Origin of the sequence: Buchananella hordeovulneris, assembly GCF_001907235.1 — a bacterium.
Classification (GTDB): Bacteria; Actinomycetota; Actinomycetes; order Actinomycetales; family Actinomycetaceae; genus Buchananella; species Buchananella hordeovulneris.
The window spans coordinates 18,162-44,885 of record NZ_MQVS01000004.1; the positions used below are offsets into that span (position 1 = coordinate 18,162).

Consider the following 26,724-nt stretch of genomic DNA (forward strand, 5'->3'; position numbering starts at 1 on the left):
ACCGGGGGTTTGCCAGATTGTTGCCTTGTCCCCCCTTGTGGGCAGTTTGTTCACATGTGAAGCTGTAGCGCAATTGGTTGGACGGCGACCACCGCGCGGGTGGCCGCCAGCATACAAGGAGCAGAAATGGACTGGCGTAGCAGCGCCGCGTGCCTCGACCACGATCCCGAGTTGTTCTTCCCAGTGGGCAACACGGGACCGGCTATTGCCCAAATCGAAGAGGCTAAGTCCATTTGTGCTAGTTGTCCGGTTACCGCCACCTGCTTGGACTGGGCTATCAAGAACGGCCAAGATTTCGGGGTATGGGGTGGTAAGAGCGAGGACGAGCGCCGTTCTATTAAACGACGGGCCGCTCGGGCTCGGCGGGCAGGCTAGTACTTAGCCTCAACTGGAAAGGTGCTGCGGAGTAATTCCGCAGCACCTTTTATTTTTCCTCGGCGGGAGCTAACCAGGGCGCCGCCCGGCTGCCCCGCACGCCGTTGCCTCCAAAGCCAGTTGTGGGGGCCTGCCATCCGGCAGACCCCCACAACGTCAGCAGCCTAGGTTAGGCGCGCTTGCGGCGGCGAGCCACCCCCAGCAGCAGGGCGCCACCTGCCACGGCAGCGGTTGCCAACACCCCGAAGGTCACGGCGTCGGCACCCGTCTTGGGCAGCTTCGGCTTGCCCGACGGCTGCGGCGCCGGGGCGGACGGCGTGGTGCTCGGGACCGGCGCCGGGGCGGACGGGGTCACCGACGGCGTCGGAGTTGCCGACGGCGTGGCCGACGGGGTCGGCGTCGGCGTCGGAGTCGGCTTCGGCTTGGCCACCGTCTCGTTGGTCAGCTGCACCTCGGCCCGGACCTGGTCCTTGATCACCACGGAGGTGGCGTCCTTGCCGTCGATCTTGATGACGGGGGCGTTCCAGGTGTAGTCGTCGGTGGCGGCGGGGGCCTCCTCGGTGATGGTCACCGTGGTGCCCACCGGGAAGGTGTCGGTCAGGTCAAGGGGGGAGTCCTTGGTCACCTTGACGTTGACGTTGCCTCCGGTGCCGTCGGCGTCCAGGGTGCCGGGGACCTTCCAGCCTTCGTAAACGCTGGCGGTGGCCCCACCCGGCAGCACGTAGCGCAGGTTCAGGCTGTACTGCTGGTCGGCAGGAACCTTGTCAGCGGCGTTACCGGTGACGTTCTTGACGAACTTCAGCGAGCCGAAGCCGGGCGCCATACGCGCGTTGATGTCGAAGGTCGAGCTGTACTTGATGGAGTTCGACGAGACCACATCGGTCTGCAGCAGCCGCACGGCGTTGCGGTAGGTGTGGTTCTGGTCGATGAGGCCGTTGTCGGTGGTGGGCTGCGACTCGTAGGACAGGCGCATGTTGACGTCGCTCTGCCACGGGCCAGTGACCTCAATGCGCACCTGGTTGGGCGCCGGGTAGGTCACGGACATGTCGTAGTCACCGTACTTAGTGGACACGTCGGAGCCGTCACCACGCACCAACGCCTCCCAGCGCCCCACCGTGCTCTGGTCTTGGTCGCGCAACACCAGCAGCCACTTGGAGGGGTCCTGGACGAAGGTGTGTCCGTCTTCCAGGGTGTCCTCGAAAACCAGGGTCGAGCGCTGGTTGCCATCGAACACGACCTTGCTGCCCGCCTCGTTCAGCTTCTTCGCCACGTAGGCGGTACCGAACTCGATGTGCCAGTAGATCCGGTTGGACTCCTTGGTCAGGCCGTTGGCCCACTTGTAGAACTCGCTCTTCTGGAACGGCCAGACGCCGACCTTGCCGCCGGGCACCTTCAGCACCTTTTCTTCCCCGTTGACGGTGAACGTCAGGGTGCCGACGTCGGTGGCCTTGTAGGCCTCCAGCAGCACAGAGCCGGAACCGCGGAACTCGGAGAAGCCCTGGGCGCGCAGCTCGTCAACCTTCTGGTCGAAGACACAGTCCACGGCCGAGGAGGTCAGGGTGCAGGTCCCGATGGAGACCTTGCCGCCGTCGTAGTCAACTTCCAGGTTCTTGGTCTGGCCTTCCCAGATCTTGAACGCGGAGTCCTTCGGGATCTCGATCCGGAACTGGTCGCCAGCCTTGAGGTTTGCGGCGGTGCCGTTCCAGTCGAAGGAGGCGGTCATGAACTGCCAGCGACGCAGCATGGTCTGGTCCGGGTGGACCTTGCCGCTTATGTCGGTCTTTTGCCAGCTCAAGTTTTCAATCTTGATTTGCGGGTTGACGTCCGCGGCCGCCGAGCCAGTGGCGGCGTTGACGAACCCAAAGACCACGGCCAGGGCGACGAAAGCGGTAGCTACCGCCCCCAGCCACGTCCTGATCGAGCGACTTCTCGTCATCAGTGTTTTCCTTCCAAGCACAGGTGCTTAAACATGCGTTCTAAAAAGAGTAGCTAACCCCATCCCTGAGACTAGCCTGTGAACGCCCCTAATTTGCCCCGATTTGCCCCTGTGTAACATCTGTAACGGTTGAGAGGGTGTGATATTCCGAACTTGAAACGCTTCAGGGCGGTTTCGGCCCCGCGGCACGGCAAAATGCGGCTCGCCGCGCGCTAGTTCCTCGCCTGCGCCCGGGCCTGCCGCCGCCCGTGGGCCCCCAACCAGTGGGCCCGAATTTTCACGTCCGTCCCCCCGGTGCTGCGCGCGCGCCACTCGATAGAGCCAGCCAACTCCCCCCGCACTAGCGTCTGCACGATCCGGGTGCCCAACCCCGAGCCAGAGGCGCCGGGGCTGATTCCCGCGCCGTCGTCCAACACGTGGATCTCCAGTTGCTCCTCATCGCGGGCGGCCGTCACCAGGATCTCCCCATCCCGATCGGCGAAGGCGTGCTCAACAGCGTTAGACACGAGCTCCGAGAGCACCACCGCGAGCGCGCTGGCGGCATCACCGTCCACCTGCCCAAAGCTTCCCTCAATGCGGGTGGTGACCGTGTGGTCCGAAGTTGCCACCGCCGCCGCCAGGCGCACGATTCTCCCCACTACCTCATCGAAACTCACGCGGGTGTCGATGGTGTGCGACAGCGCCTCATGCACCATCGCAATCATCGTCACCCGGCGCTCGGCCTCCCCGAGGGCCTGCCGCACCTCGGAGTTATCGGAGCGCCGGGCTTGCAATCGCAGCAGCGCCGACACCGTCTGCAAATTGTTCTTCACCCGATGATGAATCTCGCGAATGGTGGCGTCCTTCGTCATCAACTCCCGTTCCCGATCCCGGATCTCGGTGATGTCGCGCACCAGCACCACGGCCCCCAGCCGCTCGGCCCCGTCCGTCAGCGGGATTGCCCGCAAAGACAAGTGCTGCCCCCGCGCCTCGACTTCCGTCCGCCAGGATGCGCGCCCCATCAGCACCACCGCCAGCGTCTCGTCGACTTGGGTGTAGTCCTCCAGCGCGTTGGTGACGCACTCGGCCAGGACGGAATTGACGAGCGGGGAGCACACGCCCAACCGCGAGAATGCCGAAATAGCGTTGGGGCTGGCGTGCAACACCACCCCGTCGGTGTCTAGTCGCAAGACCCCGTCCACGACGCGCGGGCTGCCGCGCCGCAAACCCGGGCTTTCCTCACACGGGAAAGTGCCGGCCACGATCATGTCGCACAAAATCTCGGCCGCCTGCGACTTCCACAGTTGCTCCGAGGTGGGGGCGTGGGCGGCCCCCAGGTTGGTTTGCATGGCCAGCACGGCGATGGTGCGGCCGTTGTGCCGCACCGGAATCAGCCGCTCCGCCACCGCGTAGGACCCGGTCCAGCGGGTATCCAACGGCCCGACGATCGCCCCCGTCTCCAGGGCCTCCACCAGGGTCTCGGCGCGCGCCGTCGGCTGGTGCCGTCCGATGAGGTCGTCAATGTGGACCGTCTGGCCGGTGGCGGGTCGACAGTGAGCAGCCACCACGAAACGCGACTCAGCGATAGGTAGCCACAACAACAGGTCCGAAGCAGACAGGTCTGCTAGCACCTGCCAGTCAGCGACCAGGCGATGCACCCAGACGGCGTCCTCTTGGGAAAATCGATCCGACATTGCAACGTGCAATATGTCATTTAAGTGCGGCACGCTTGCTAGCCTATCGGGGTTTCATCAACACCCTAGTCTCGGGAGTTTCCATGACAACGTTGTCCCACGCTGACGACTTCTCCGCTACCCCCGCCCGCCTGGGCGAGGTCCTGACTTCCCAGTCCCTGGTCGAGGCGCGCGCCGCCCTGGCCGGCGGAGACGTCGCCGTCCCCCAGGTGGAGGTGGCCGCCGACGGCTCCTCCCGCTTGGCCTTCACCGTGAGCCTCACCCCGGAGATGGCGCCGGAAAAGTTCCGCAAGTTCATCCCCGGCTCGCGCGACGTGCAGATCGAGGAGACCTGGTCCGCCCCCGGCGCGGACGGTAGCCGCACCGGCACGCTGCACGCGGTGATGGAAAAGCCGACGGTTTCGTTCCACGCCACGACCCGCATCGAGGCCACCGCCACCGGGTCTCGCCGAGTGATCGACGGCGACCTGGAGGTCAAGATTCCGCTGTTGGGCGGAACGGTGGAGAAGCAGGCCGTGGCCCGGGTGCCGCGGGCCTTTGCCATGGACGCGGCCTTGGTGGAAAAGCTCCTGGGCTGACCTGGGCTGGGCGGGGGGCGGCGTGCTGGCACGCGCCCCCCGCCCGCTGCGTGTCACCATGGGGGCATGACTGAACAACACCCGGCCCTGTGGGCCACCCGCACAGGCAACCGCAGCTACGTTGGCCGCAACGAATCCGGCGCAGAGGTACAGATAGGCGATGGCCCCGGCCAGTTCACTCCCGGCGAGCTGCTGAAGTTAGCGCTGGCCACCTGCCACACATTGTCGGCCGATCGTCGGTTTGCCCAGGCACTGGGCGAGGATTTCTCGGCCCACATCGGGGTGGAATCCACCAAACCTGCCGACGAGAACCGCTACGACACCATCTCGATGGAGATGCTGACCGACCTGTCGGGCCTGGAGCCGACCGCGGAGGAGAATCTGCGGGGCCGTGTGGCGGCGGCTATCGAGAAGAACTGCACCATCGGCCACACCCTGCGCCACGGCGCCGAGTATTCGTTCCGGCTGGTCGACGAAGCTGCCGCAGACTAAGGAGACAGTTATGCCTGCCCGTCCCGCCTACGAGGCGCTGCTCGCTGAGGTGTTGGAGCACGGAGTAACCAAGACTGATCGCACTGGCACCGGCACGCGTTCCCTCTTCGGGCGCCAACTGCGCTACGACCTGGGGCAACATTTTCCGCTGATAACCACCAAACGGGTCTTCCTGCGCGGGGTGGTGGAGGAGCTTTTGTGGTTCCTGCGGGGGGAAGGCAACGTCACCTCCCTGCAAGAAAAGAACGTGCACATTTGGGACGAGTGGGCGGCCGCTGACGGCGATGTTGGCCCCATCTACGGCGTGCAGTGGCGCAGCTGGCCGACCCGCGATGCGCACTCCCGCGACCAGATTGCCGAGATGCTGCACCTGCTGCGAACCGATCCCGATTCGCGGCGGATGCTGGTCTCGGCCTGGAACGTCGCCGAGCTGGACCAAATGGCTCTGGCACCGTGCCACGCCTTCTTCCAGCTGTACGTCGCCAACGGCCGCCTCTCGCTCCAGGTGTATCAACGTTCCGCGGACCTTTTCCTCGGAGTGCCCTTCAATTTGGCCTCGTACGCGCTGCTGACCCACATGCTGGCCCAGCAGGCCGACCTGCAGGTGGGGGACCTGGTCTGGACGGGCGGCGACTGCCACATCTACGCCAATCACGTCGATCAGGTCACCGAGCAGTTGCGCCGCGAGCCGTATCCCTTCCCCCAGTTGCGGCTCCGGCGCGCCGCCAGCATTGACGACTACACCGCCGCCGACGTCGAAGTGCTCGGCTACCGCCACCACCCCGCGATCAGCGCGCCGATCGCCGTATGAGCGGCGGGCTGGTGCGCGCCATCTGGGCGCAGGATCGGGGCGGTGTCATTGGGGCGGCCGGCGACATGCTGTGGCGGGTGCCCGCGGACTTTCGCTTTTTTCGCACCTCCACCCTCGGCGGGGTGCTGGTGCTCGGGCGGGTAACGTACGAGTCGATCGGGGGCGTGCTGGACGGGCGCGAGATGGTGGTCATCACCTCTCAGTCCGCCTACCGTGCCCCCGGCGCGCACGTGGTGCCCGATCTGGCTAGCGCGCTGGCCACCGCTAGGCAGCTGGCGCCCGCGGCCCCCACCGGGCAGGTGTGGATCGCGGGCGGCGGGACGATCTACCAGGCCGCGCTGCCGTTCACCGATGAATGCGTGGTGACCACCATCGACCTGGATGTGCGCTCCGATCCGACGCGGCAGGTGGCCGACGCGGCCCTCGTCTATGCGCCGCCCTTGCCTGCCGCGCAGTGGCAGCCGGTGCAGGCTGACCCGCAGTGGCGGCCGCGCTCAGGCGATGCCCGCTGGCGGGTGACCACCTACCGGCGCCGCTGATGGCGCCGCACCCGGCGACCGCGCGGGGCTAGGGGGACGGCAGCCAGGGGACTATGGGCGAGACACACATCCACCAGGGCCTCGACGTTGGCCACCATGCCGTGCGAGTTGCTGCTGCGCACCGGCTGGCCCCGCATGAGGGCAGCGTCGCAGCCCTCGCGATCCTCGCAGATAGTGACGATCTCGGGCAGGGCGGTGTAGCGGCGGGCAATTGCCTCCACCTCCGCGTGCGGGTGGCGACCGGCGAGGGTGGGGCGCACCCGGTTTATGGCGCCGACGAGGCGCACCGGTGCGGCGAGTAGCTGATAGTCCTCCAGGTCTTTGGTCGCGTGCACCAGACGGCGCAGACCCACGGGGTCGCCCGCTCCCACGAGCACCACGACGTCGGCCGCCTGGAGAGCTGCCAGCGTGGCGTCATCGCGGGTAGATCCAAACCCATCGCTGCCTGGCTCCGCCAGGCCACCGGGCAGGTCCAGCACGACAACGTCGTAAATCTGGGCCGCGATCTCCAGCACGCTGGCAAGGGCCGCGCCGGGGGCTTCCCGCCACCGATCGGCCCGCGTAAGGCCGGGCAGTAGCTCCCAGTTTTCGGCCAGGCGGACGGCCATTTCCGGCAGGTTTTGGGCAGTGAGGCGGCCGTGGGCGGCGTATCGGCAGGCGACAGCCACCGCCGAGGTCTCCTCCAGCAAACCGAGGCTCTGGGCCAGGCACGGCCCGAAGGTGTCGGCGTCAACCAGGAGCGTGCGGTGCCCGCGAGCAGCGACGGCCGCCGCCGTCTCGATCGCCAATACTGTGCGTCCGGGCGCCCCCGCCCCCGACCAGAAGGCGATGGTCAGTCCGGCCCCGACCGCCGGGGCACTGGCCTGCTCGATCTGGGCCACCAGCTCCACGGGCACGGTAGGCCGTCCGCCGCTCTCCCGTTCCAGAACCGCCACCACGCTGCTGGGCGGCGCGTCGGTAGTGGTGACCGCCACCCCCAGGGCGTGGGCTCGACCGGTCTGTCCCGGCGGGGCGTTGAGCACCACCCGAACCTGGTGTTTTTTGAGGTCGGCCAGGGTGGCGGCGTCCACCCCCTCCTGTTCCAGGTCCAGGAGCGCGATGTCGCCGTGCCCGGCAGCCGCTGCGGCCAACAGCTCTGGCAGATCCGCGCACCGCCGTGCCACCACCAGCTGGGGGCTCTCTTCGATGGCGCGCACGAGCGCTGCCTCGCCGGGGCCTTGGACGGCCAGCAGGACTCGGGCGCTCACTGTTGGCCCGTCGGGACGATGGTCAACGTCCCCTTTTGTGCCACCGCTGCCAGGATATTGGGCACCGTCTCCCGCGGCACCACCAGTTCCACCGCCGTCCCGCGCCGCACTAGCCCCAGGCCGGCTTCGTCGTCTGCGATGCGGGCGATCGTCAAAGACTCCGCGATCAACGCGGGGGTCGGTGCCTGCCCAGACTCCACCGGCGCCCCCGCGGCAGTGGCCCACAGCTCCACCACGGCACCGGGCTGGGCGGAGGCAGGCAGGGTGCCCTCCACCGGCACCACCACCCGGCGCCATCTTCCGGCGCCTTCCGCTTCGATCGCGCCATTTGCGAGCAGTTCGCCCTGCTCGATGGTGCGCCTGGCTACTGCCCGCTCCGGGAGCGCCGTGGCATAGGCGTCGGCAGCGCTGCCCAAGTTGGCGTTGACGGGCACGAAATCGGCCGCCTGCACTGCGGCCCCCACCTCGACGGTGCGCGTGGCGACGTAGAAGGTGGTGCTGGCAGTGGCGTTGCCCACGACCAGTGCCCCGGCGGCCACCGAAACAGCAATCAAAAGCACCCCCATAATGAAACGAGGATCGCCCCAGCTGGGCCGCCTATATCTTTGCGCTTGGCTCACATTCACCCTTCCATAATGCAAAAAATCCGCCGCGTCCGGACGCTATCCACAGGGGGCAATAATGGTTATCCACAAGCAGACAGGCGGTTGGCAAAACCGGGCCAGCCAGTGCGATAATCGGGGACATGACACGTAGGTTCTTGTCGATTGCGGACGTCTGCGAGCAACTGGGCGTCACCTCCTCCGCCGTGCGCGGCATGCTGCACAGTGGTGAGCTCCTGGGCATCCAGGTGGGCGGGAAGGGGACCTGGCGCATCGAGGAGAGCGAGTTGGATGCTTATATCCAGCGGGCTTACGCCACGCAACGCGAACGCATTGCCTCCAAGGGCAGCTCTAAAGCGCAGTGACATAGTCGACCTGCCGGGTGGAGACGGTGAGGATGCCGTTATCGGCCCGGAGGTCTAGAACATCTGCCCCCACATTAACTAGCAGCCCGGCGTAGGTTCCGGCGGCCTTGACAATGACGCGGCGCCGCGCACGCGCCAGCTGCCGCGCATAGAAACCCAGCGTCCGCTTGGCGGAAACTCCCCCCAAGTCACTGGCACTCATCTTTAAGCCGGTAACGGCGGTTATCCGGGGAACTTGCACGTAGTGCACCCGCGTCGTTTCTTCGAGCACCAACACGTTTTTGCCGGCTTCCTGCACGCACCCAGTCAGACGCGCCCCATCCGAAAATACGCAGCCCACCGCCAGCCCCTGCGCTGCACACAGGCGCTGCGCTAAGGCCACCGTGGCCCGCTCCGCCTCAGCCAGTTCCGCCGCTTCCTGTGCCAGCCCAGCGCGCTCGACCGCTTCCAGCCGCGAGGCCAGATCTGCCAGGAAGAACTCAAGGTCCATGCCCGCACCCTACTCGCCTGTGCCCGGGTGCGCGCCGGATACGCACCCGCAAGTACCGCGCAGTTCGCCTCGGTTATGCACAGTTCGCGCCACTCCTCTTGACATCGCCGCGGTTAGCCATGACCCTAGTCACAAAAACCGACACGAACTGACACGAACTAGGGGAAAAGATGCCAACGGTCCGCTGGCTGTCTGCCACGCCACCCCAGCAAAGCCACCCGCCGCTGCCGGTGCTGGTCGTGGCCAGCGGCGGCACGCTGTTGGCCAGCATGACCCTAGGAAGTCTCGCCGCTGTCGGTACCTATCGCAGCTGGCAGAACCTGCCTCCCCATTGGTGGGATGCCACCGCGTCCGAGAGCCTCATCAGCGAGGTGTTGTCCCTGGTGCTGGGGGCCAGTGGGGTGGCGCTAGCCGCCTGGTACTGCGTGAGCTGCCTGCTCCTGCTGCTGGCGGGACTAACCAGATCGCAGCGACTCGCCCAGGTTGTGCGGCACTGGGGAGCCCCATTCCTCCGCCGCCTGGCCCGCGGCTTCACGGCCGGCACGCTGGCCACCGCCACCTGGCTAACTCCCGCCCTGGCGCTGCCCGGGGTCCCGGAACCCCCCGACCCAATACCTGCCCTCACCTGGCCGCTCACTGCGCCGCCCAGTTCCACGGCTCCGACCCTCACCTGGCCAACCACCTCTCCCCCGCCCACCCCGCCCACGTCTTGCCCCCCGGCCCGCCACCTGGTCCAGCCAGGGGACAGCCTGTGGCACATCGCGGCCCAGTACCTGCCCGCCACCGCCACCCCCACCGAGATAGATGCTGCGTGGCGCTTGGTATACGCCGCTAATGCGGCCCAGATCGGCCCTGACCCCGACTTCCTGCTGCCAGGGCACACCCTGACCATCCCGAAGGAGCTCACCCCATGACCGCCACCGCTGCCCGGCGCCCGCTGGCCCCCGTTACCGCTCCCGCCTCCCCGTTCCCCCGCCCGCGCCTGCGACCGCTGCCGGAACCCGGCCCGTGGGCAGCTGCGCTGGCCAAATGTTGCCTGGAGGCCATAATCGGCGTGCGTGACGTGCACCAGCTCAGCCGCTGGCTCACCCCCCGGCTCTTCACCGCCCTGGCGCGGCGCGCCGGCCTGACTTACCGCATTCGCGGGGCCGCCGCCCCGGGCACCCAAGTGTTCGTGTTGTCGCACCACGTGTGTTCCCTCGACAGCGACACCCACGAGGTTTCCATTTCGCTGTCGGACGGCCACCGGGTGCGAGCCGTCGCGGTGCGGGTCGAGCTCTTCCACAGCCGGTGGCGCGCCACCGCCCTGGAGATCGGCTAACTGGCCTACAGCAAAAGGGCCCGGCCCCTGGCCGAACCCTCCTGCATCAGTGGCGCCGTTTGCGCCTGGCGGCGCGCCGCTCCGCGCGATTGCGCGGCACGGTGCCGGTGGCATCTAGCTCGGCGGCATCCTCCTCGTTCACCGCCGTCGAAGAATCGTCAGGATCGGGACCGGAGTAGGCCACATTCTGTTCCGCCGCCTTGTGTCCGGTATCGCCCATCACGCTCTTCGCCCCGGCGTGCCGCCCGGTCTCGGCCGGCTTGTCAACCGCCGCCTGGCTGGCCTGCTGCTGAGCGTAGGCAGCCTCGAACCGCTTGGCGAAAGCGAAGACCCCCTGGATGGTCTCCTCCCGGATGGCATCCATCATCGCCTTGAACATCTGCGAGCCCTCGTTGGCGTACTCCACCAGCGGGTCACGCTGGGCCATCGCCCGCAAGCCGATGCCTTCCTTGAGATAGTCCATCTCGTACAGGTGGGAGCGCCACCGGGCGTCCACCACCGATAGCAGCACCCGCCGCTCTAACTCCCGCATCGGGGTCTGCCCGAGCTGGGCCAGGGCCACCGGGTTGGCCTCAATGGCCCTCTCGGTCATCTCGTAGGCGTGGCGAATGTCCGCCAGCAGCTCCTCCGTGACGGCCTCGGGCGTGACCGCCTGCAGTCCCCCGACCTCCTCCAGGAACTCCTCCAGGCTCACCTGCACTGGGTAGAGCGACCGCAGCGCGCTCCACAAACCTTCCAGATCCCAATCCGCCGGCGTTCCCTCGGCCGTGCGCGCGGCCACCGCCGCAGGCACCACCAGGTCAATGAAAGCCAACACCTGATTGCCCAGGTCGGCTCCGCCCAGCACCTGCCGCCGCTGCTCGTAGACCTTTTCCCGTTGTTCGGTCATGACGTCGTCGTACTTCAACACATTCTTGCGAATGTCGAAGTTGCGGGCCTCCACCTGCCGCTGCGCCGAGGCGATGCCCTTCGTGACGAAGCTGTGCTCTAGCGGCAGATCCTCCGGGAAGCTCGTCATCTGCATGACGCGCTGCGTCAGTCCCTGGTTGAACAGCCGCATCAGGTCGTCTTCCATCGACAGGTAGAAACGCGACTCGCCCGGGTCGCCCTGCCGCCCCGACCGCCCACGCAGCTGGTTGTCGATGCGACGCGATTCGTGCCGTTCGGTGCCCAGCACGTACAGGCCCCCCAGGCTCTTGACCTCGTCGTGTTCGGCGGCCACCGCCGCCCGGGCCTCCGCCAACGCCTGCGGCCACGCCTCGTCGAAAGCATCGGAGTCGTCGCCCGGCTCGATGCCGCGCGCGGCCAGGTTGGCCCGTGCGATGTGTTCGGCGTTGCCGCCCAGCATGATGTCGGTACCGCGACCGGCCATGTTGGTGGCCACCGTCACCGCTCCCTTGCGGCCGGCCATCGCCACCACGGCGGCCTCCCGTTCGTGCTGCTTGGCGTTCAGGACCTCGTGCGGGATCCCTGCCTGGCGCAACAGCTGCGACAGTTCCTCGGACTTTTCCACGCTCGTGGTGCCCACTAGGACCGGCTGGCCCTTCCGGTGTCGTTGGACGATGTCGTCCACCACCGCCGCCAGCTTGGCCTTGGCGGTCTTGTAGATCAGATCGTCCTTGTCTTGCCGAATCATCGGCTTGTTCGTCGGGATGGGCACCACCCCGATCTTGTACGTGGAGGCGAACTCGGCCGCCTCGGTCTCGGCGGTACCAGTCATGCCCGCCCGCGAGCCCTCCGGGTAGAGCCGGAAATAGTTCTGCAGGGTGATGGTGGCAAAGGTCTGGTTCTCCGCCTTGATCTCCACCCCTTCCTTGGCCTCAATCGCCTGGTGCATGCCCTCGTTGTATCGTCGCCCGGGCAGCACCCGGCCGGTGTGCTCGTCGACGATCAGCACCTCGCCGTCGTGCACGATGTAGTCCTTATCGCGCTTGAACAGCTCCTTGGCCCGCAGCGCATTGTTGAGGAAACCGATCAGCGGCGTGTGCGCAGCCTCGTAAAGGTTGTCCACGCCGAGGAGGTCCTCCACCTCCTCGATCCCGGGCTCCAGCACCCCGACCGTGCGCTTCTTCTCATCCACCTCGTAGTGGTAGCCGCGCTCCAGCCCCAGCACGATCCGCGCAAACTCGGCGTACCAATGGTTGACATCCCCGGTGGCGGGACCGGAAATGATCAACGGGGTGCGGGCCTCGTCGATGAGGATCGAGTCGACCTCGTCGACGATCACGAAGTTGTGCCCCCGCTGCACCAGGTCCTCGGTGCGCTGGGCCATGTTGTCGCGCAAGAAGTCAAAACCGAACTCGTTGTTCGTGCCGTAGGTGATGTCGCAGGCGTACTGCTCGCGCCGCTGCGCGGGGTTCTGCCCCGCCAAGATGCAGCCGGTGGTAAGCCCCAGGAACCTGAAGACGCGGCCCATCAGTTCACTTTGGTAGCTGGCCAGGTAGTCGTTGACCGTCACCACGTGCACACCCTTGCCGTCCAGGGCCCGCAGGTAGGACGGGAGGGTCGCCACCAACGTCTTACCTTCCCCGGTACGCATCTCGGCGATATTGCCCAAATGCAGGGCGGCCCCACCCATGAGCTGCACCCGGAAGTGGCGCAGGCCCAGCACCCGATCCGCGGCCTCCCGCACGGTGGCAAACGCCTCAGCGAGAATGTCATCGAAGGTCTCCCCTGCCGCCAAACGCTGCCGCAATTCGTCGGTCATCGCCCGCAATTCTTCATCGCTGAGCGCCCGGAAATCCTCAGCGAGCGCCTCGACGTCGTCGGCGATGCGCTCCAACCGCTTCAGCGTCCGGCCTTCGCCGATGCGCAAGATCCTGTCAATAAGACCCACGGTTTCGCTCCTACCCCAGTTCGCGCGAGTTTCCTCGCTGGACACACCCATTACGGGCGCTGCCATCCTAGCCGCGCCGACCGCCCCGGTTGGCCTACCTTCGCGCCGGGCGTAGGTCACGCCGCACCTGGGGGCGGCCACGAACCGGTGGCCGCCCCCAGGCAGAGGTAGTTATTCCGCGGCCGTCTCCGGGGGCAGCACCGTGGCATCCAGGCGGATGACCCCGTAGGTCCAGCCGTGCCGGTGGTAGACGACACAGGGCTGCAGGGTGTCCTCGTCAATGAACAGGAAGAAGGGGTGCCCAACCAGCTCCATCTGGTAGAGGGCTTGGTCCACCGTCAGACGGGAGGCCTCGTGCAGCTTCTGCCGCACGATAACCGGGGAATCCCCCAGCTGCGACTCCACGGCCTGGCCAACATCGCTGGGCACCGCTGGGGCGGCGGGAGCCGGGGCCGTCGGCGTCGTCTCCTGCTCAACTTCTGCGGCGGACGGTGCCACCTCGGCGGCCAGCGGGCCGCGGTGGTGGTTCTTCATGCGGTCCCGCGCGCGCCGCAACCGCTCGGTCAGCTTCCCGGCGGCGATGTCCAATGCGGCGTAACGGTCCGAGGAACTGGCTTCCGCGCGGATGATGGGGCCCTTGGAGATGACGGTGATCTCGACGCGCTCGGCGGTGTCGGCTTGGCGCGGGTTACGTTCGTGCGTGAGCTCGACCTCCACGCGCTGGACGCGGGGGTCGTATTGCTCGACTTTGCGGACCTTCTCTTCGACGTAACTGCGGAAGTTCGGGTGAATCTCGGCGTTACGGGCATTGATCGTGATGTCCATGGTGTCCTCCACGTGTGAACGGGGACGGTGCCCCGGCTGTCTGAGCGCCCACCACGGCGGTGGGCGATGTGTGTGTCTCCCACCTCCTTTCACCCCGCAACTTTGCGGGTGAAGCTGATCGCAACAGCATAGCGGTTTTCCCCTTCCAACTTGCCGGTTGACGGCCGCTAATCGTCCGGTAGTTCCGGAGCGGGGCGGGCGGTCGCGGCCAGGACCACGGCCCCGACGACGTGGCAGCCCACCGCCGTCAGGGCGGCGCTGGCCGCGCTGAGGGTCGCCCCGGTGGTGAGCACGTCGTCGATCAGTACCACGGGCGCGTCACTCGCTGGGGGGCGGCGCACGTACAGGTGTCCGCGACGGCGACGGGAACGCTGGCGGGCAGTGAGGTGGTGCAGGTTACCGCCCGCCCCGCGGCGCGCCAACACCTGCCGGGTGGTGGCCGACACCGTTGCCGCGCGGGCCCCAGCGGCGAAGGCTTCGGCGAGGCGGGTGGCCACGAGGGCGCGCCGCCACCGCCGCTGCCACCCGGAGGGGGCAGGAATGACCTGCAGGTGGCCGCCGGGCGCCAGCCGGGGGGCTAGCTGGCGGCCCACCCCCCGCAGCAGGGCCGCCAGTGGCTCGTCGAGGTCGGGGCGGCGGCGGGCTTTATAGGCCAGCACGACGCGCCGGGCTCCGTCCCGGTAGGTGCTGAGGGCCCAGATGGGCACCGGCATGGTCTCCACCAGCCGCAAGGTGGCGAAGTCTGCTCGACAGGACTGGCACCACCGGTGGCCGGGCTGGGCGCACCCGGCACAGCAGTGCGGAGCGAGCAGGTCCCAGGCGGCGGCGCCCAGGGCCCGCCAGGACGATGGCAGCAGCATGCTCTTAGTTTGCCTACCGCCGCCGCGCAACCTCGCCGGTTATCCCCAGACCGCGGCCGCCCGGCGCGCGGGCGGGGGCGGTGGATCCCCTAAACCGCGGCCACCCCGGGGGCGCGCTGCCCGCGCCTAATCCCCGAAGGAGGGTTGCGCGATGCCGGTGGCCAGCAGCCGCCACACGCCCCCCTGCCGTTCGTAGAGCTCGCCCGCGGCGGTACTGATGAAGAGGCCGCGCTCCGGCGACACGGCTAAGTCGACGGCCGTGTCCTTGATGCGCACCGAGTTGCGGGTGCCGCCGACCGACAGCGACTCAAGCACTGCATGTTGCTCGACCTGCCGCAGGGCCAACAACTGGGTCGGGTTTTCCCAGCCCAGTTCCTCCACCACCTGGGGATACTCCCCCAAGACGATGGGATCCCCGAGCGACAGGGGCACCCCGAGGGCATCGCGCCTGACCGCCGCCACCTCGACGCGGGAACCGGAGCCGACCTCCCGCACCACGGCCACCCGGGTTCCTTCGGGGGAGAGAGCCAGGCGGCGGATGCGCGCGGCCGCCAACCACGGGGCCAGCACTTTGCCGCCGTTGCCAGGTAACTGCACCACCTGCAGCTCGCCCGCGGCCGTGGGGCCGACGGCCCAAATCCAGCCGAACCGGTCGACTGAGGGCGGGAGGTTAGCGTCGACGCCAACTTCCGTCACCTGCCCCTCCGGGGTGGTTTGCCACAGCTTGCCGTTGGCGAGGAAGACCACGCGGTCGCCAACGTAGGTTGGGTGCTGCGGATTGTCGACGCTGACGGCTAGCGGCAGCGGGGCAAACTTGTCACCATCACGGCGCACGATCTGCCCCTCGCGCACGGCCAGCAGGGCCCCCTGGCGCCGGGTGGCGCCGAGGGTAACCTCCCGCTCGGTGATGGAGGCCCCGTTGACGGTCACCACCACCGAGCCGACGGCGGGAACTCCCGTCAGGTTTTGCAACACTTGGGCCCGCAACAGTGCCCGGTCCTTGGCCGATAGTCCCGAGGTGTCGGTGGTCAGCTCCACCCGGGCCACCCCGTCGGTCACCTCCACGGAGTGCAGCGTGAGCACCGCCCCCGACGGCACCGCGGTGGTCACCGCGTTCTCCAGCCACTTCACCGGCCCGGACAGCAGGGCGTTGACGATGTGGGTAGGCAGGCGACGCCGCGGCAGGTAACGCACGTCGGGGACGAAGGCTTGCTGGTCCACCGAAATAAAGGACAGCGTCCGCTCCGTGAATGCCGTCTGGAAGGCCACCGACGACAACAGCAGGCCGTCGTCCAGCCGGGAGATGCGCCACTGTCCGTCAGTGTCCCGCACCAGCTCGAAAGACAATTGCGTGGGGGTCGAGGAGGCGGGAGAGGTACGCACCCCCCGCGCGTCCACCACCCCGGTCACCGGTGCCGACAGTTGCATCGAAGCCGACTCGTCGCTGGCGGTCCCTCCGAGCGTCAACGCGAGCTCCGGGCTCTTGTCGGTCGGATAGATGAGCACCGAGTCGGTCGGGAGCCAGGCGCGGGCTGCTTCCTTGGTCAGGAAGAGGCGGGCGGTGGCAAAGTCGTCGTCGAAGCCAGCCGCGCTGGCCCGCAGGAAGCCCTCCAGTATCTGCCGGGGATTGGCGTCCCGCCCGGGGCCGGACGCCTGCTGCGCGATATCGGCCCCTTGCGGCAGTTCCGGGTTGGCGGCATTGACCGGACCGTCGGTGGGAAACGACGCACACCCGGCCAGGAGCACCACCAGCGCCAACCAGTGACTAGCACGTTTCATGACTGCTCCTTGCCCGTCGACCAGAACTCGCGCCACCGCCTGCGCCACCGTTGCCAACCGGTCTCGGGCGGCGGCGGCACGTCGGCGGCCTGCGTGATCTCCTGCAGCAGCATCGGATTGAGCGCGGTGCCAAGCGGCGGGGTGACAAACTCGCGGTCGGGCGGTTCAACCTGCAGCGGCGGCTCCCCGATCGGAGTGTCGGGCCCCTGCGGCAGCGTCAACAGGAAGGAGGCCCCCTCGTCGGTGCGGCCCCAGGCCTCCAGGGTGCCGCCGTGCAGGCGGGCGTCCTCCAGCGAAATCGCCAAACCCAGGCCCGTGCCGCCCAAGGTACGGGCCCGGGAGGGGTCCGCCCGGTAGAAACGATCGAACACGTGCTCGGCGACCTCCCGGCGCATCCCGACACCGTGATCCCGCACCCGCACCGCCACCGCGGTAGCCGACTTGGCTACCGTCACGTCGATGCGCCGCCCCTCGCCGTGCTCCACGGCATTGAACAACAGGTTACGCAGCACCCGCTCGATCCGCCGCGGATCGATGGCCACGCCGCAGCGTTCCTGCGGCTCGTGCACGACGATATCGCTGCCACGATCCGTGGCGATCGGCCGCACCAACTCCACGGTGCGGTGCACCACCTCGCGGATATCGCGGTCCTCCAGCGTGAGCACCGCAGCTCCGGCGTCAAAGCGGGAAATTTCCAGCAAGTCGGCCAACATTTCGTCAAACCGCGTCGTCTGCTCCGCCAAGAGTTCGATGGGGCGGCGGTGGAGGGGATCGAATTCCTCCTTGGAGTCGTGCAGCATCTGGGCTGCGGCGGTGATGGTGGCCAACGGGGTGCGGAGTTCGTGCGACACGTCGGACACAAAGCGCTGTTGCAGGCGCGACAGCTCGCCCAGGCGGTCGATCTGATCCTGCAAGGAATCGGCCATGTTGTTGAACGATTGGCCGAGCACCGCCACTTCATCCTCGCCCCGCACCTGCACCCGCTCAGACAAGTTGCCCTCCGCCAAGCGGGCGGCGGCGTCGGATATCTGGGCCACCGGCCGCAGCTGACGCCGCACCACCAGGTAGGTGATGACCCCCAGGGAGATCACCACGGCCACCGAGGCCACCAGCAGGAAACTCAGCAACTGGTCCACCAGTTGTTCCTCGGGCGCCAAGGTGTAGACGATATACAGCTCGTGCACCCCCGCCAGCGGGAGCACCAGCCGGGAGGCCACCACGATGCCGGGCACCTGCCGCCCTGGTCCCCGCAGCGCCACCGCCTGCCAATGCTGGGCATAGTCCAGGTCGTGGACCGCCCCGCGCAGCTCGGCCGTCACCAACCCCGGTATTTGACTAGAGGTCTGCAGGTCGTTGATCGTCACTGCGCTGTTTTCCGCCGGGGCCCGCCGCAGCATCACCCCGGTGGCCCCCACCCCGCGGGCCGACTCGTAGAGTCCCGCGACCGTTTCGTTGGCCGCGCTTTGCACCTGTTCCGCGCTCGTGAACGCCGCGCCATCCAGGCGACTTTGGGCCGAGGCCACCCGCACCGCGGCGTCACCTAGCAGGGTCTGCACCCGCGAGTCGTACGTGTCTTGCCGCACGACACCGGCCAAGCCCAGGTAGATGGCCACCGTCAATGCCACCCCGGACATTGTCAATATGAGGGCGACGCGCTCCCCCAGATGCGCCCGCCACCGTTTGGGCGCCCAGTTCATTCGGCCTTCGAACCGCCGGATCGGTAGCCCACCCCCCGGACGGTGACCACTATCTCCGGGTGCTCCGGGTCCCGTTCGATCTTGGAACGCAGGCGCTGCACGTGCACGTTAACCAAGCGGGTATCGGCGGCGTGCCGGTAGCCCCACACCTGCTCCAGCAGTTCCTCCCGCGTGAAGACCTTGCGCGGGGCCTTGGCCAGCGCCACGATCAAATCAAACTCCAGCGGCGTGAGGGGAATAAGTTCGTCTCCCCGCCGCACCTCGTGACCCGCCACGTCGATCGTCAGGTCGCCGATGGTCAGCTGTTCGCTCGTCGGCTCGTCCTGCCGCCGCAGCCGGGCCCGCACCCGGGCCACCAGCTCGGCCGGCTTAAAAGGCTTGGGCACGTAGTCGTCAGCGCCGGCCTCCAAGCCCGCCACGACGTCCGTGGTGTCCGCCCGCGCCGTCAGCATCACGATCGGCACCCCGGAGGTTTCCCGCACCCGCCGACAGATCTCAATGCCGTCCATTCCCGGCAGCATCACGTCGAGCAGGATCAGGTCTGGGTCTACCTCCGCGACCGCCGCCAACGCCGCCGCCCCGTCGGCGCAAAACGCCGGTTGAAAACCGCTGCGTTCAAGCACGATGCCAATCATTTCCGCCAACGCGGTGTCGTCGTCTACCACCAGGATTCGCGCAGTCATAGGCGCATTGTCCCCCACAGTGGGCCGGGAAGGGCAGATTGTGGCCGGGCGTGCTGCCGGGTTTTTGGTCACGCTTTGCCCGCGCCAGGCGCCCGCGGCGGCGGTTTGTCGCCAAATGCCCGCCCCGAACACGATAGGGTCAGGCAGTAGTCAAAATGCGACACGGCACGGCGCGGAAAGGACTGGTATGGCTAACGAATGGAGTTGGGGCGACGACCAACAAGTCCCGGGCCCGCCGTCGTCGGCCACCCCCGGCCAGCCGACGGGCACCCCCAGTGGGCTACCCGCCTACGGCCAGTACGCCACCGGCCCCACAGGCGGCGGGCCGAGCGGGGGCCCGGGCAACTACCCGCCCGGCCTGTGGGTGCCCAAACCGGGGATCATCCCGCTGCGCCCGCTGCGTTTTGGCGACATAGTCAATGGTGCCTTCGGGGCCATTCGCGCCAACCCGGCCGTCATGTTCGGCATGTCGTTTCTGGTCATGCTGGTGGTGGCGGCCATTGGAGGAGTGTTCAGCTACTACACCGAGCGGCAGCTGCTGGCACAGGCCTCCGCCGACGCGAACCTGGAAGAGCTGTGGGAGAGCATCCTGCCAAGCACCCTGCCGATGCTGGTTCCGTTGCTCCTCGCGCTGCTGGCCACCACCGTGCTTTCCGGCCTCATTGTGCTGGCCGTCTCACGGGCCGTACTGGGCCGGGTGCTGGGACCCGGGGCGGTCTGGAAGCAAGTGCGCGGGCGCATCCCTGCCCTGCTCGGTCTGACCGTCATCGTCTACGTGCTGCAGCTGCTGCCCGCCGCCGTGATCATTGCGCTGCTCGCTGGCCTGGCCACCCTGATGCGCGACAGCGGTTGGGACCCCGGTGCCGCCCTCTTCTTGCTAGTGGTGCCGGGCCTCGGCGGCCTGGCAGCCTCGGCCTACCTGTCCATCCGGCTGCTGTTTGCGGCCCCGGTCCTCATCTTGGAAAAAACCACGGTCGGCGCGGCCATCAAACGCTCCCTGGCCTTGACCCGGCGGTCATTTTGGCGCCTGTTCGGCATCATCATCGTCACCGGCATTCTGGCGGGGATCGTCTCCGGTTTCATCTCCAGCTTTATCACGCTCCCGGTGCTGGCGTTTATGTCGATCTCCAGCGACCCGAGCCAGGCCACACCACCGGCCGCGGTGGCGGTGCTCTACCTCGGCCAGGCCTTGGCCTCCACCTTTACCGTGCCTTTCACGGCCGCCACCACGGCCCTGCTCTACATCGACCAGCGCATCCGCCGCGAAAGCCTGGATGTGGAGCTGGCGCGCGCCGCGCAGCAGTGACATGTATGCGCCCCCGGTAACGCCCGACCCCGACGAGGCCCGGCAGTGGCTGCTGGACGAGCTGGCCAAGCCCGTCTACCACTCGCGCCGCCCCTGGTATCAGGAGCTCTTGGAGTGGCTCGCCAGCGCCTTCTCCGACTCAGGCGAGGGGCTGGCCGGATTTCGGCCCGCCGCAGCACTGGCGTTGCTGGCTTTGGTGCTGGTCGTGAGCGGGGTGGCGGTGGCCGTGGCCCGCTCCCGCTGGCGGGCGGCCCCAACTGCCGCCCCCGGCTCGGCCCTGCTCTTCGACGACGCGCGCAACTCCCAGCAGTTGCGGGCGGCCGCCGACGCCGCGGCCGCGACCGGCAACTGGGATTTGGCGGTGCTGGAACGCTACCGGGCCCTCATCCGGGACCTGGACGAGCAGCTGCTGATCGCTGACCAGCCCGGCCTGACCGCCACCCAAGCCGCCCGGTTGGCGGGTGGCGCCTTGCCGCCCCTGGCTGCCCAGTTTGCTGCCGCGGGTCAGCTCTTTGACAGCGTCGTCTACGGCGATGCCCCCGCGAGTGCCGCCAGCGACGCGTTCCTGCGTGAGTTGGCGCAAGCGACCACCCGGGTGACCCCGTGAGCGCGGTCGGTCTGCCCGCCGCCTACGGCACCCCCTCGCCCGGCCCGGCCCTCTCTAACCGGCGGGCCTGGCTGCAGCTGGCCCTGCTCGCCCTGGCGCTCGCTGTCGGGGCGGTGTGGCTGTTGAGCCTCACGGCCCGCCCGCTGTCCACCCGCCCCCTGTCCCCCACCAATCCCGGCCCGGACGGCACCATGGCGCTGGCGGAGGTGCTGCGCCAGCGCGGTGTCACTGTCGACGTGGTCTACACCGCCGCCGATGTCGCCGCCCAGGCCGGTCCGGATTCCACCATCGTCGTCTCCTCCTTTACCGACCTGCCCGCGAGCGCCTGGCGGCAGCTGGGGCAGGGCGGCGGCGACATCGTCTTGCTCGGTCCCGACCGGCTGAGCGAGCCCCTGGTGCCCCAGAGCATCGAAAAGAGCTACACCTACCTGGACGCCGACGAGCTGTCCGTGGACTGTAAGGACCCCGCTGCCCAGGCGGCCGGGCGGCTGGCCCACGTGGCGGGGGCTTTCCCGCCCCCGCCGGGGGCCACGGCCTGTTTTGTCGCCCGGGGGCAGGCGCTCTATCTGGTGTTGCCCGCTCCGGGCGGCTCGCCTGCCACGGTGCGGGTGCTCGCGGACGGCTACCTGGCCGCCAATTCGCAGATCACGCAGGAGGCAAACGCCGCCCTGTTGCTGCGCCTGCTCGGCAAAACCTCCCACCTCGTGTGGTACCTGCCGACCACGGCCACCGCCAGCCAGGCGGGCACGCCGACCCTGCCGCCCCTGCTGCTGCCGCTGCTGGCCTACTTGTTGTTCCTCGCCCTGGCGGTGGCTTGGTGGCGCGGCAAGCACTTCGGTCCGGTGGTGGTCGAAGAGCTGCCTGCCGTCATTCCGGCCGCCGAAACCATCCACGGGCGGGCCGCGCTCTACCGGCGCGCCCGCGACCGCCGCCACGTCGCCCGCGTGCTGCGCGCCGCCACCGCCCTGCGGCTAGGCAAGGCGCTCGGCTTGCCCGCCCACACCGATCCGCACACGTTCCTCGACCGTCTCGTGCCCGCCACCGGCCGCAACCGGCACGAGCTGACCGAGCTTTTCTACGGGGAGGCCCCCACCACGGATGCCGCCCTGGTGCAACTGGCCCAAGATCTCGCCGCCCTCGAGCAGCAGCAAAGGAAGTGACCATGGAAGACCAACTCTCTCCCGCGTCGGCGGTCCGCCAGCGCATCGGCCAAATCCGCACCGAGGTAGGCAAGGCCGTTATCGGGCAGGAGGCCGCCATCACCGGTCTGGTAATCGGCCTGCTCACCGGTGGACACGTGCTGCTTGAGGGCGTCCCGGGGGTGGCCAAGACGCTGCTGGCGCGCGCCCTGTCGCAGAGCCTGCGCCTGGAGATGAAACGCGTCCAGTTCACGCCCGACCTCATGCCGGGTGATGTCACCGGTTCGCTGGTCTACGTGGATGGCGAGTTTGAGTTCCGTCGTGGCCCGGTCTTCACCAACCTGTTGCTGGCTGACGAGATCAACCGCACTCCCCCCAAGACGCAGGCGTCGCTGCTGGAGGCCATGGAGGAGCGGCAGGTGACCGTGGGGGGTGCCACGCACCGCCTGCCCGAGCCGTTCCTGGTGGTGGCCACCCAAAATCCCGTCGAGTACGAGGGCACGTATCCCCTGCCCGAGGCCCAACTGGACCGGTTCCTCCTCAAGGTGGTGATGCCGCTGCCCGAACGCGGACAAGAGGTGGAGATCTTGCACCGCCACCTGACTGGTTTTAATCCGCGGGAATTGGACAGCGTCGGGGTGAGCGGCGTGGTGGAGGAGGGGGACATCGCCGCGGCGCGGGCGGCGATCACCACCGTGCAGGTGGCCCCCGAGGTGTTGGCCTACGCCGTGGACCTGGTGCGCGCCACCCGGCAGTCCCCGTCCGTGCAGCTCGGGGTCTCGCCCCGGGGGGCTACCGCCCTGTTGCACGCGGCGCGGGCGTGGGCTTGGCTCAGCGGCCGGTCCTATGTCACCCCTGACGATCTGAAGGCGCTGGCCCTGCCGACGCTGCGCCACCGCCTGGTGTTGCGTGCTGAGGCCCAACTGGAAGGTATCACCAGCGAGAAAGTGCTCGACTCGGTGCTCGCCACGGTGCCGGTGCCCCGCTGATGGTCATCTCTCGGCGTGCCGTCGCGGTGACTGGCTTGGCCGCCGTCGCCCTCCTGCTCGCACCCACGCTGGCCGGGGTGGCGCTGGTCGCGGTGACCTGGCTGGGGTTGCTGTGCCTGGATGCGCTGGTGGCGGTGCATCCGCGGCGCCTGGAACTGCAACGCAGCCCGCTGCCGCCGGTGCGATTGACCGAGTCGCTGACCACGCAGCTTCAGCTGCGAAACCCTACCCGCCGCACGCTGGACCTGCAGGTGCGTGACGCCTGGCCGCCCTCGGCGGGAGCGGTCAACAATCGCTTCTCCGTGCGCCTGGCGGGCGGCCGCGGCAGGCGCCTGGCGATCACGTTGACCCCCGAGCGGCGGGGCGTGCACTGCGCCGACCGCGTCACCGTGCGAAGTTTCGGCCCGCTCGGTTTGGCCGGCAAGCAGCACTCGGTGCGGGTGGCAGGTTGCGTCAAGGTCCTGCCGGAGTTTGCCTCCCGGCGCCACCTGCCCAGTCGGCTGGCGCGCCTGCGGGAACTAGACGGCAATGCCCTGGTGCTGCACGGCGGGCAGGGCAGCGAATTCGATTCGCTGCGCCAGTACACTCCCGGCGACGACGTGCGCGCCATCGACTGGCGCGCCTCCGCCCGCAGCCGCCAAACGATGGTGCGCACGTTCCGCCCCGAACGCGACCGGCAGGTGCTGCTCGTAGTCGACAGCGGCCGCTCGGCTGCCTACCGCATTGGCGACACCACCCGCCTGGAACAGCACATTGAGGCCGCGCTGCTGCTGACGACGCTGGCCGAGCGGGCGGGCGACCAGGTGGGACTGCTGGCCGTTGACACCGAGGTGCGGGTGCGGGTGGCTCCCAGCCGGGGGCAGCGGGTCCTGCACGAGGTGGCGGCGGGCCTGGCGGGGTTGACGCCCCAGCTGCTGGAGGCCGACTACGCCCGCCTGACCGACGAGGTGCTCCAGACCCTGTCCCAGCGCTCGCTGGTGGTGCTATTGACGGGCGTGGAAGCCCACCTGACCATGGGCCTGCTGGACATGGTGCAGGCGCTGTCTACCCGCCACGTCGTGGTGGTCGCCGGGGCCGGGGACCCGCAGGAGGTCACGCTGCGCGCCACGCGCCTCGACGTCGCCGCGGTCTACACGGCGGCCGCGGCCGAGATGGCCGAGATTGGGCGGCAAGACACCCGCCTCCGCCTGCAGCGGCGGGCCGCCTCGGTGGTGGAGGCCCCGGCCGCGCAGCTTGCCCCTCGCCTGGCCGACCACTACCTGGAGCTCAAGGCAAAGGGCAGGCTCTAGCGCTCAGCCCGCCTCCCGCGTCGTGTAGCCGGCGCGGGGGGCCGCCAGGTCGCCGGTGTGCCCCGCCCGCGCGGCCCGCCCCCCGGCGGCCAGCGTGTACCACCACAGCAGCGCCAACGCTCCGGCCCCGAGACCCACCTTCAAGGCCGACGGCAGGGCGGCCGGAGTCACGAAGCCCTCCAGCAGGCCCGCCACCCCGAGCACCGCCACCAAGCCCAGCACCACCGTGACCAGGCTGCGTCCCTCAGCGGCCACCGCCGTCACCCGCCGCTGCGGACCCGGCACCAACAGGCGCCACGCCAGGCGCGAGCCCGCCGCGCAGGCGATAAACACCGCGGTCAACTCCAGCAGGCCGTGGGGGGCGATCAACAGGAAAAACTTGTCCAGCTGCCCGAAGTGGTGCATGATCGCGGCGCTTTGCCCGACCTGCAGCGCGTTTAGCACCAACACCGCCCCGGGACCGATGCCAGTGACGGACGCCCCCACCATGAGGGCCGCGATGCGGGCGTTGTTCGTCCACACCATGGAGGTAAACTCCAGGGCCGGGTCTTTCGAGTAATACTCGGCGAACAGCTGGTTGGCGTACCGCTCCAGCTGCGCGTACGGGCCCAGGGCCGCGAAAGCAGCGGGTTGCGTGGCCAACCACCACGCCTGCAGGGCCGCCACCACCGCGAACAGGAGGGTGCAGGTCAGCGTCCACCAGCGCAACCGGTACAGGACGACGGGAAAGTCCGTCAGGAAGAAGTCACGCAGGTCGGCCCACCTTAGTGACTTCACCCCGGTCACCCGGTGGCGCGCCTCCGCCACTCGCTGCGACAGGGCGGCGATTTCGTCCGGGTCGGGGGCCTGTGAGCGCAGCAGCGACAGGTCCGCGGCCGTGTCCTGATACAGCTCCACCAGCCGGTCGACCTCGGGGCCCGTCAACGATCGCTTGGCCCGCAGGAGAGTCAACTCATCCCATTGACTTTGGCGCGTGGCCCGCACTGCTTCGACATCCACCCTTGTACCCTGCCACATGTGAACCAGGCACAGCACCCCGACACTGAAGACGTTCTCGGTCGGCGACTTGTCGCTGAACGGCTCGTGACCGGCGAGGCGGTCGAGATTGAGGCGGCTCCCGCCTCTCCCCTGCTGCGCGCGATCGCCACCGTCATCGACTTCACTTTGTACTTCTTGGTCTGCCTAAGTCTGTTCATCGCCACGACGCACCAGTTCGGCCCGGATACGGACTCCCAGCGTTTCATCGCTGTGACCGTGCTCGTAGTCTGCATCACCGTGCTCTGCCCGTTCATAGTCGAGTTGGTGAGCGCAGGCCGGTCAGTGGGCAAGTACGCCACCGGGTTGCGGGTGGTACGCGACGATGGTGGGCCGGTCGCCGCCCGGCACGTGCTGATTCGCACGGTGACGGCGGTGATCGAGCTGTGGCTGACCTTCGGCATCGTGGCGTTCCTGTTCACCCTGTTTTCCCCCCGCTCCAAGCGCGGCGGTGACCTGCTGGCCGGGACCTACGTGGTGGCCACGGCGCACAGCGCGGGCATCACCCTGCCGCTGGTGTGTCCGCCCGAGTTAGAGCAGTGGGCGCGGCAGGCGGATGTGCACCGCCTGCCACCGCACCTGGCGCTGGCGGGCCGTCGCCTCCTGCTGGCAGGCGGCGAGGGGGCCCTGGCCCAGCGCGCGGTGGTAGCCAGGCAGCTGGCCGCCCAATTCGAGCGTTACGTCTCTCCGCCGCCGCCGTGGGGCACCCACCCGGAGCGGTTCCTGGCGGCCACCCTCACGGCGCGGCGCGACCGCGAGTATGTCTTCCTCCGCAACCAAGCGCAGCGCCGCCAGCAGGAGAGCAATCAGCTGGAGCGCGGCGTCTACGGGATCGGCGCCTAGGTGAGATCGGGCACCACCCGCAGGTGCGGGGTGCCGGGCTCGGGGTCGCCCTCTGGCCGCAGGCGGGAGGCGGCCGCGGCGTCGCGGTCTTGCAGCGCCAACGACAGGGCCGTGGGGTCCTCGGAACCGATTGGGCGGGGCGGGAACTGATTGATCAACCGCACGGCCTGCCAGCCGCGCGGCACGGTGAGGCTTTGGGCATGCTCTTCGCACAGGTCGTAGGCGTGGGGATCGCAGTTAGCCACCAACGGCCCCAGCACGGCGGTCGAGGCCGCGTGGTCGTAGGTGAGCGTCGCGACGGCGGCCCGTGGGCAGCCGGACCGGGAGCAGCTCCGAAAGGTTCTCACGGCGCCCCAATCTACAGTCCTTCGGGTGGTCCGCGTGTCCTCCACGCCGAGGCGAAGCTA

Annotated in this window: 27 protein-coding genes; 14 read left to right on the top strand and 13 right to left on the bottom strand. The window is 68.4% G+C overall.

The features are described 5' to 3' along the window. The first annotated feature begins 126 nt into the window (after positions 1-126). A complete protein-coding gene (locus tag BSZ40_RS04815; RefSeq protein WP_073823871.1) occupies positions 127-375 on the top strand; it encodes a WhiB family transcriptional regulator in 249 nt (82 codons plus the stop codon). A gap of 169 nt (positions 376-544) precedes the next feature. On the opposite strand, the gene BSZ40_RS04820 is transcribed toward BSZ40_RS04815, so the two are convergent. Beyond that, complete coding sequence (locus BSZ40_RS04820) at positions 545-2,311, bottom strand: DUF7926 domain-containing protein (protein ID WP_073823873.1); 1,767 nt, start codon at positions 2,309-2,311, stop codon at positions 545-547. 212 nt (positions 2,312-2,523) lie between these two features. Continuing rightward, positions 2,524-3,984: a sensor histidine kinase gene (locus BSZ40_RS04825; RefSeq protein ID WP_073823875.1), complete on the bottom strand. Its 1,461-nt coding sequence runs from the start codon at positions 3,982-3,984 to the stop codon at positions 2,524-2,526. Between the two features lie 83 nt (positions 3,985-4,067). Between BSZ40_RS04825 and BSZ40_RS04830 the strand changes: the two genes are divergently transcribed. The 4 genes from BSZ40_RS04830 to BSZ40_RS04845 all read left to right on the top strand — a co-directional run bounded on the left by BSZ40_RS04830 (position 4,068) and on the right by BSZ40_RS04845 (position 6,404). After that, a complete protein-coding gene (locus BSZ40_RS04830; RefSeq protein ID WP_073823877.1) occupies positions 4,068-4,562 on the top strand; it encodes a DUF2505 domain-containing protein in 495 nt (164 codons plus the stop codon). A 66-nt stretch (positions 4,563-4,628) separates the two neighbouring features. Further along, positions 4,629-5,054 (top strand): OsmC family protein, encoded by a 426-nt coding sequence (locus BSZ40_RS04835; RefSeq protein WP_073823880.1) that lies wholly within the window; start codon positions 4,629-4,631, stop codon positions 5,052-5,054. A 10-nt stretch (positions 5,055-5,064) separates the two neighbouring features. Further along, positions 5,065-5,865: a thymidylate synthase gene (locus tag BSZ40_RS04840; protein WP_073823882.1), complete on the top strand. Its 801-nt coding sequence runs from the start codon at positions 5,065-5,067 to the stop codon at positions 5,863-5,865. Continuing rightward, positions 5,862-6,404, top strand: coding sequence for a dihydrofolate reductase (locus BSZ40_RS04845; protein WP_073823884.1), 543 nt, complete (start codon positions 5,862-5,864; stop codon positions 6,402-6,404). Before BSZ40_RS04840 ends, BSZ40_RS04845 begins: the two co-directional genes overlap by 4 nt. Here the strand turns inward: BSZ40_RS04845 and BSZ40_RS04850 are convergent. Then, positions 6,389-7,651 (bottom strand): CpaE/TadZ family protein, encoded by a 1,263-nt coding sequence (locus tag BSZ40_RS04850; protein WP_073823886.1) that lies wholly within the window; start codon positions 7,649-7,651, stop codon positions 6,389-6,391. The two genes, BSZ40_RS04845 and BSZ40_RS04850, sit on opposite strands and share 16 nt — an antisense overlap. Then, on the bottom strand, positions 7,648-8,211 hold the full coding sequence (locus BSZ40_RS11535) for a hypothetical protein (protein WP_143180883.1): 564 nt from the start codon (positions 8,209-8,211) through the stop codon (positions 7,648-7,650). The genes BSZ40_RS04850 and BSZ40_RS11535 overlap by 4 nt, the downstream gene beginning before the upstream one ends. 185 nt (positions 8,212-8,396) lie before the next feature. Here BSZ40_RS11535 and BSZ40_RS04860 point away from each other — a divergent pair, with 185 nt between their 5' ends. Next, positions 8,397-8,618 carry a helix-turn-helix domain-containing protein gene (locus tag BSZ40_RS04860; RefSeq protein WP_073823889.1) on the top strand — a complete coding sequence of 74 codons (222 nt, stop codon included), beginning with the start codon at positions 8,397-8,399 and terminating at the stop codon, positions 8,616-8,618. Here the strand turns inward: BSZ40_RS04860 and BSZ40_RS04865 are convergent. Beyond that, positions 8,605-9,108, bottom strand: a complete 504-nt coding sequence (locus BSZ40_RS04865) for a hypothetical protein (protein ID WP_073823891.1) — start codon at positions 9,106-9,108, stop codon at positions 8,605-8,607. The genes BSZ40_RS04860 and BSZ40_RS04865 overlap by 14 nt on opposite strands. A gap of 170 nt (positions 9,109-9,278) precedes the next feature. Between BSZ40_RS04865 and BSZ40_RS04870 the strand changes: the two genes are divergently transcribed. Next, entirely contained in the window at positions 9,279-10,022 is a 744-nt protein-coding gene (locus tag BSZ40_RS04870) for a LysM peptidoglycan-binding domain-containing protein (protein WP_073823892.1), read from the top strand. After that, complete coding sequence (locus BSZ40_RS04875) at positions 10,019-10,429, top strand: Rv3235 family protein (RefSeq protein ID WP_073823894.1); 411 nt, start codon at positions 10,019-10,021, stop codon at positions 10,427-10,429. The genes BSZ40_RS04870 and BSZ40_RS04875 overlap by 4 nt, the downstream gene beginning before the upstream one ends. 46 nt (positions 10,430-10,475) lie before the next feature. Here BSZ40_RS04875 and secA read toward each other — a convergent pair whose 3' ends face one another. The 6 genes from secA to mtrA form a co-directional block, all read right to left on the bottom strand. After that, positions 10,476-13,265: a preprotein translocase subunit SecA gene (gene secA, locus BSZ40_RS04880; protein ID WP_073823896.1), complete on the bottom strand. Its 2,790-nt coding sequence runs from the start codon at positions 13,263-13,265 to the stop codon at positions 10,476-10,478. A gap of 171 nt (positions 13,266-13,436) precedes the next feature. Next, positions 13,437-14,090, bottom strand: a complete 654-nt coding sequence (hpf, locus tag BSZ40_RS04885; protein WP_073823898.1) for a ribosome hibernation-promoting factor, HPF/YfiA family — start codon at positions 14,088-14,090, stop codon at positions 13,437-13,439. 167 nt (positions 14,091-14,257) lie between these two features. Then, positions 14,258-14,950: a ComF family protein gene (locus BSZ40_RS04890; protein WP_073823899.1), complete on the bottom strand. Its 693-nt coding sequence runs from the start codon at positions 14,948-14,950 to the stop codon at positions 14,258-14,260. Positions 14,951-15,076: 126 nt separating this feature from the next. Further along, complete coding sequence (locus tag BSZ40_RS04895) at positions 15,077-16,729, bottom strand: LpqB family beta-propeller domain-containing protein (protein ID WP_073823901.1); 1,653 nt, start codon at positions 16,727-16,729, stop codon at positions 15,077-15,079. Beyond that, positions 16,726-18,426: an MtrAB system histidine kinase MtrB gene (mtrB, locus tag BSZ40_RS04900; protein ID WP_124853184.1), complete on the bottom strand. Its 1,701-nt coding sequence runs from the start codon at positions 18,424-18,426 to the stop codon at positions 16,726-16,728. Before mtrB ends, BSZ40_RS04895 begins: the two co-directional genes overlap by 4 nt. Continuing rightward, positions 18,423-19,109 (bottom strand): MtrAB system response regulator MtrA, encoded by a 687-nt coding sequence (gene mtrA, locus BSZ40_RS04905; protein ID WP_073823905.1) that lies wholly within the window; start codon positions 19,107-19,109, stop codon positions 18,423-18,425. Before mtrA ends, mtrB begins: the two co-directional genes overlap by 4 nt. Before the next feature lie 187 nt (positions 19,110-19,296). Between mtrA and BSZ40_RS12535 the strand changes: the two genes are divergently transcribed. Genes BSZ40_RS12535 through BSZ40_RS04930 form a run of 5 tightly spaced genes read left to right on the top strand, consistent with a single transcriptional unit; the run spans position 19,297 to position 24,439 of the window. Continuing rightward, positions 19,297-20,415 carry a glycerophosphoryl diester phosphodiesterase membrane domain-containing protein gene (locus BSZ40_RS12535; RefSeq protein WP_073823907.1) on the top strand — a complete coding sequence of 373 codons (1,119 nt, stop codon included), beginning with the start codon at positions 19,297-19,299 and terminating at the stop codon, positions 20,413-20,415. A gap of 1 nt (position 20,416) precedes the next feature. Next, complete coding sequence (locus tag BSZ40_RS04915; protein WP_084542635.1) at positions 20,417-21,022, top strand: DUF4129 domain-containing protein; 606 nt, start codon at positions 20,417-20,419, stop codon at positions 21,020-21,022. Then, on the top strand, positions 21,019-22,182 hold the full coding sequence (locus tag BSZ40_RS04920) for a DUF4350 domain-containing protein (protein WP_073823910.1): 1,164 nt from the start codon (positions 21,019-21,021) through the stop codon (positions 22,180-22,182). Before BSZ40_RS04915 ends, BSZ40_RS04920 begins: the two co-directional genes overlap by 4 nt. A gap of 2 nt (positions 22,183-22,184) precedes the next feature. Further along, the gene (locus BSZ40_RS04925) at positions 22,185-23,150 is read left to right on the top strand and encodes an AAA family ATPase (protein ID WP_073823912.1); all 966 of its coding nucleotides are present in this window, start codon (positions 22,185-22,187) and stop codon (positions 23,148-23,150) included. Continuing rightward, positions 23,150-24,439, top strand: a complete 1,290-nt coding sequence (locus BSZ40_RS04930) for a DUF58 domain-containing protein (protein ID WP_073823914.1) — start codon at positions 23,150-23,152, stop codon at positions 24,437-24,439. Before BSZ40_RS04925 ends, BSZ40_RS04930 begins: the two co-directional genes overlap by 1 nt. Before the next feature lie 3 nt (positions 24,440-24,442). Here BSZ40_RS04930 and BSZ40_RS04935 read toward each other — a convergent pair whose 3' ends face one another. Beyond that, on the bottom strand, positions 24,443-25,438 hold the full coding sequence (locus BSZ40_RS04935; RefSeq protein ID WP_073823915.1) for a stage II sporulation protein M: 996 nt from the start codon (positions 25,436-25,438) through the stop codon (positions 24,443-24,445). An 18-nt stretch (positions 25,439-25,456) separates the two neighbouring features. On the opposite strand from BSZ40_RS04935, the gene BSZ40_RS11540 reads away from it, so the two are divergent. Further along, a complete protein-coding gene (locus tag BSZ40_RS11540) occupies positions 25,457-26,317 on the top strand; it encodes an RDD family protein (protein WP_073823917.1) in 861 nt (286 codons plus the stop codon). On the opposite strand, the gene BSZ40_RS04945 is transcribed toward BSZ40_RS11540, so the two are convergent. Then, positions 26,314-26,664, bottom strand: coding sequence for a DUF3499 domain-containing protein (locus BSZ40_RS04945; protein WP_073823918.1), 351 nt, complete (start codon positions 26,662-26,664; stop codon positions 26,314-26,316). The genes BSZ40_RS11540 and BSZ40_RS04945 overlap by 4 nt on opposite strands. Positions 26,665-26,724 lie beyond the last annotated feature (60 nt).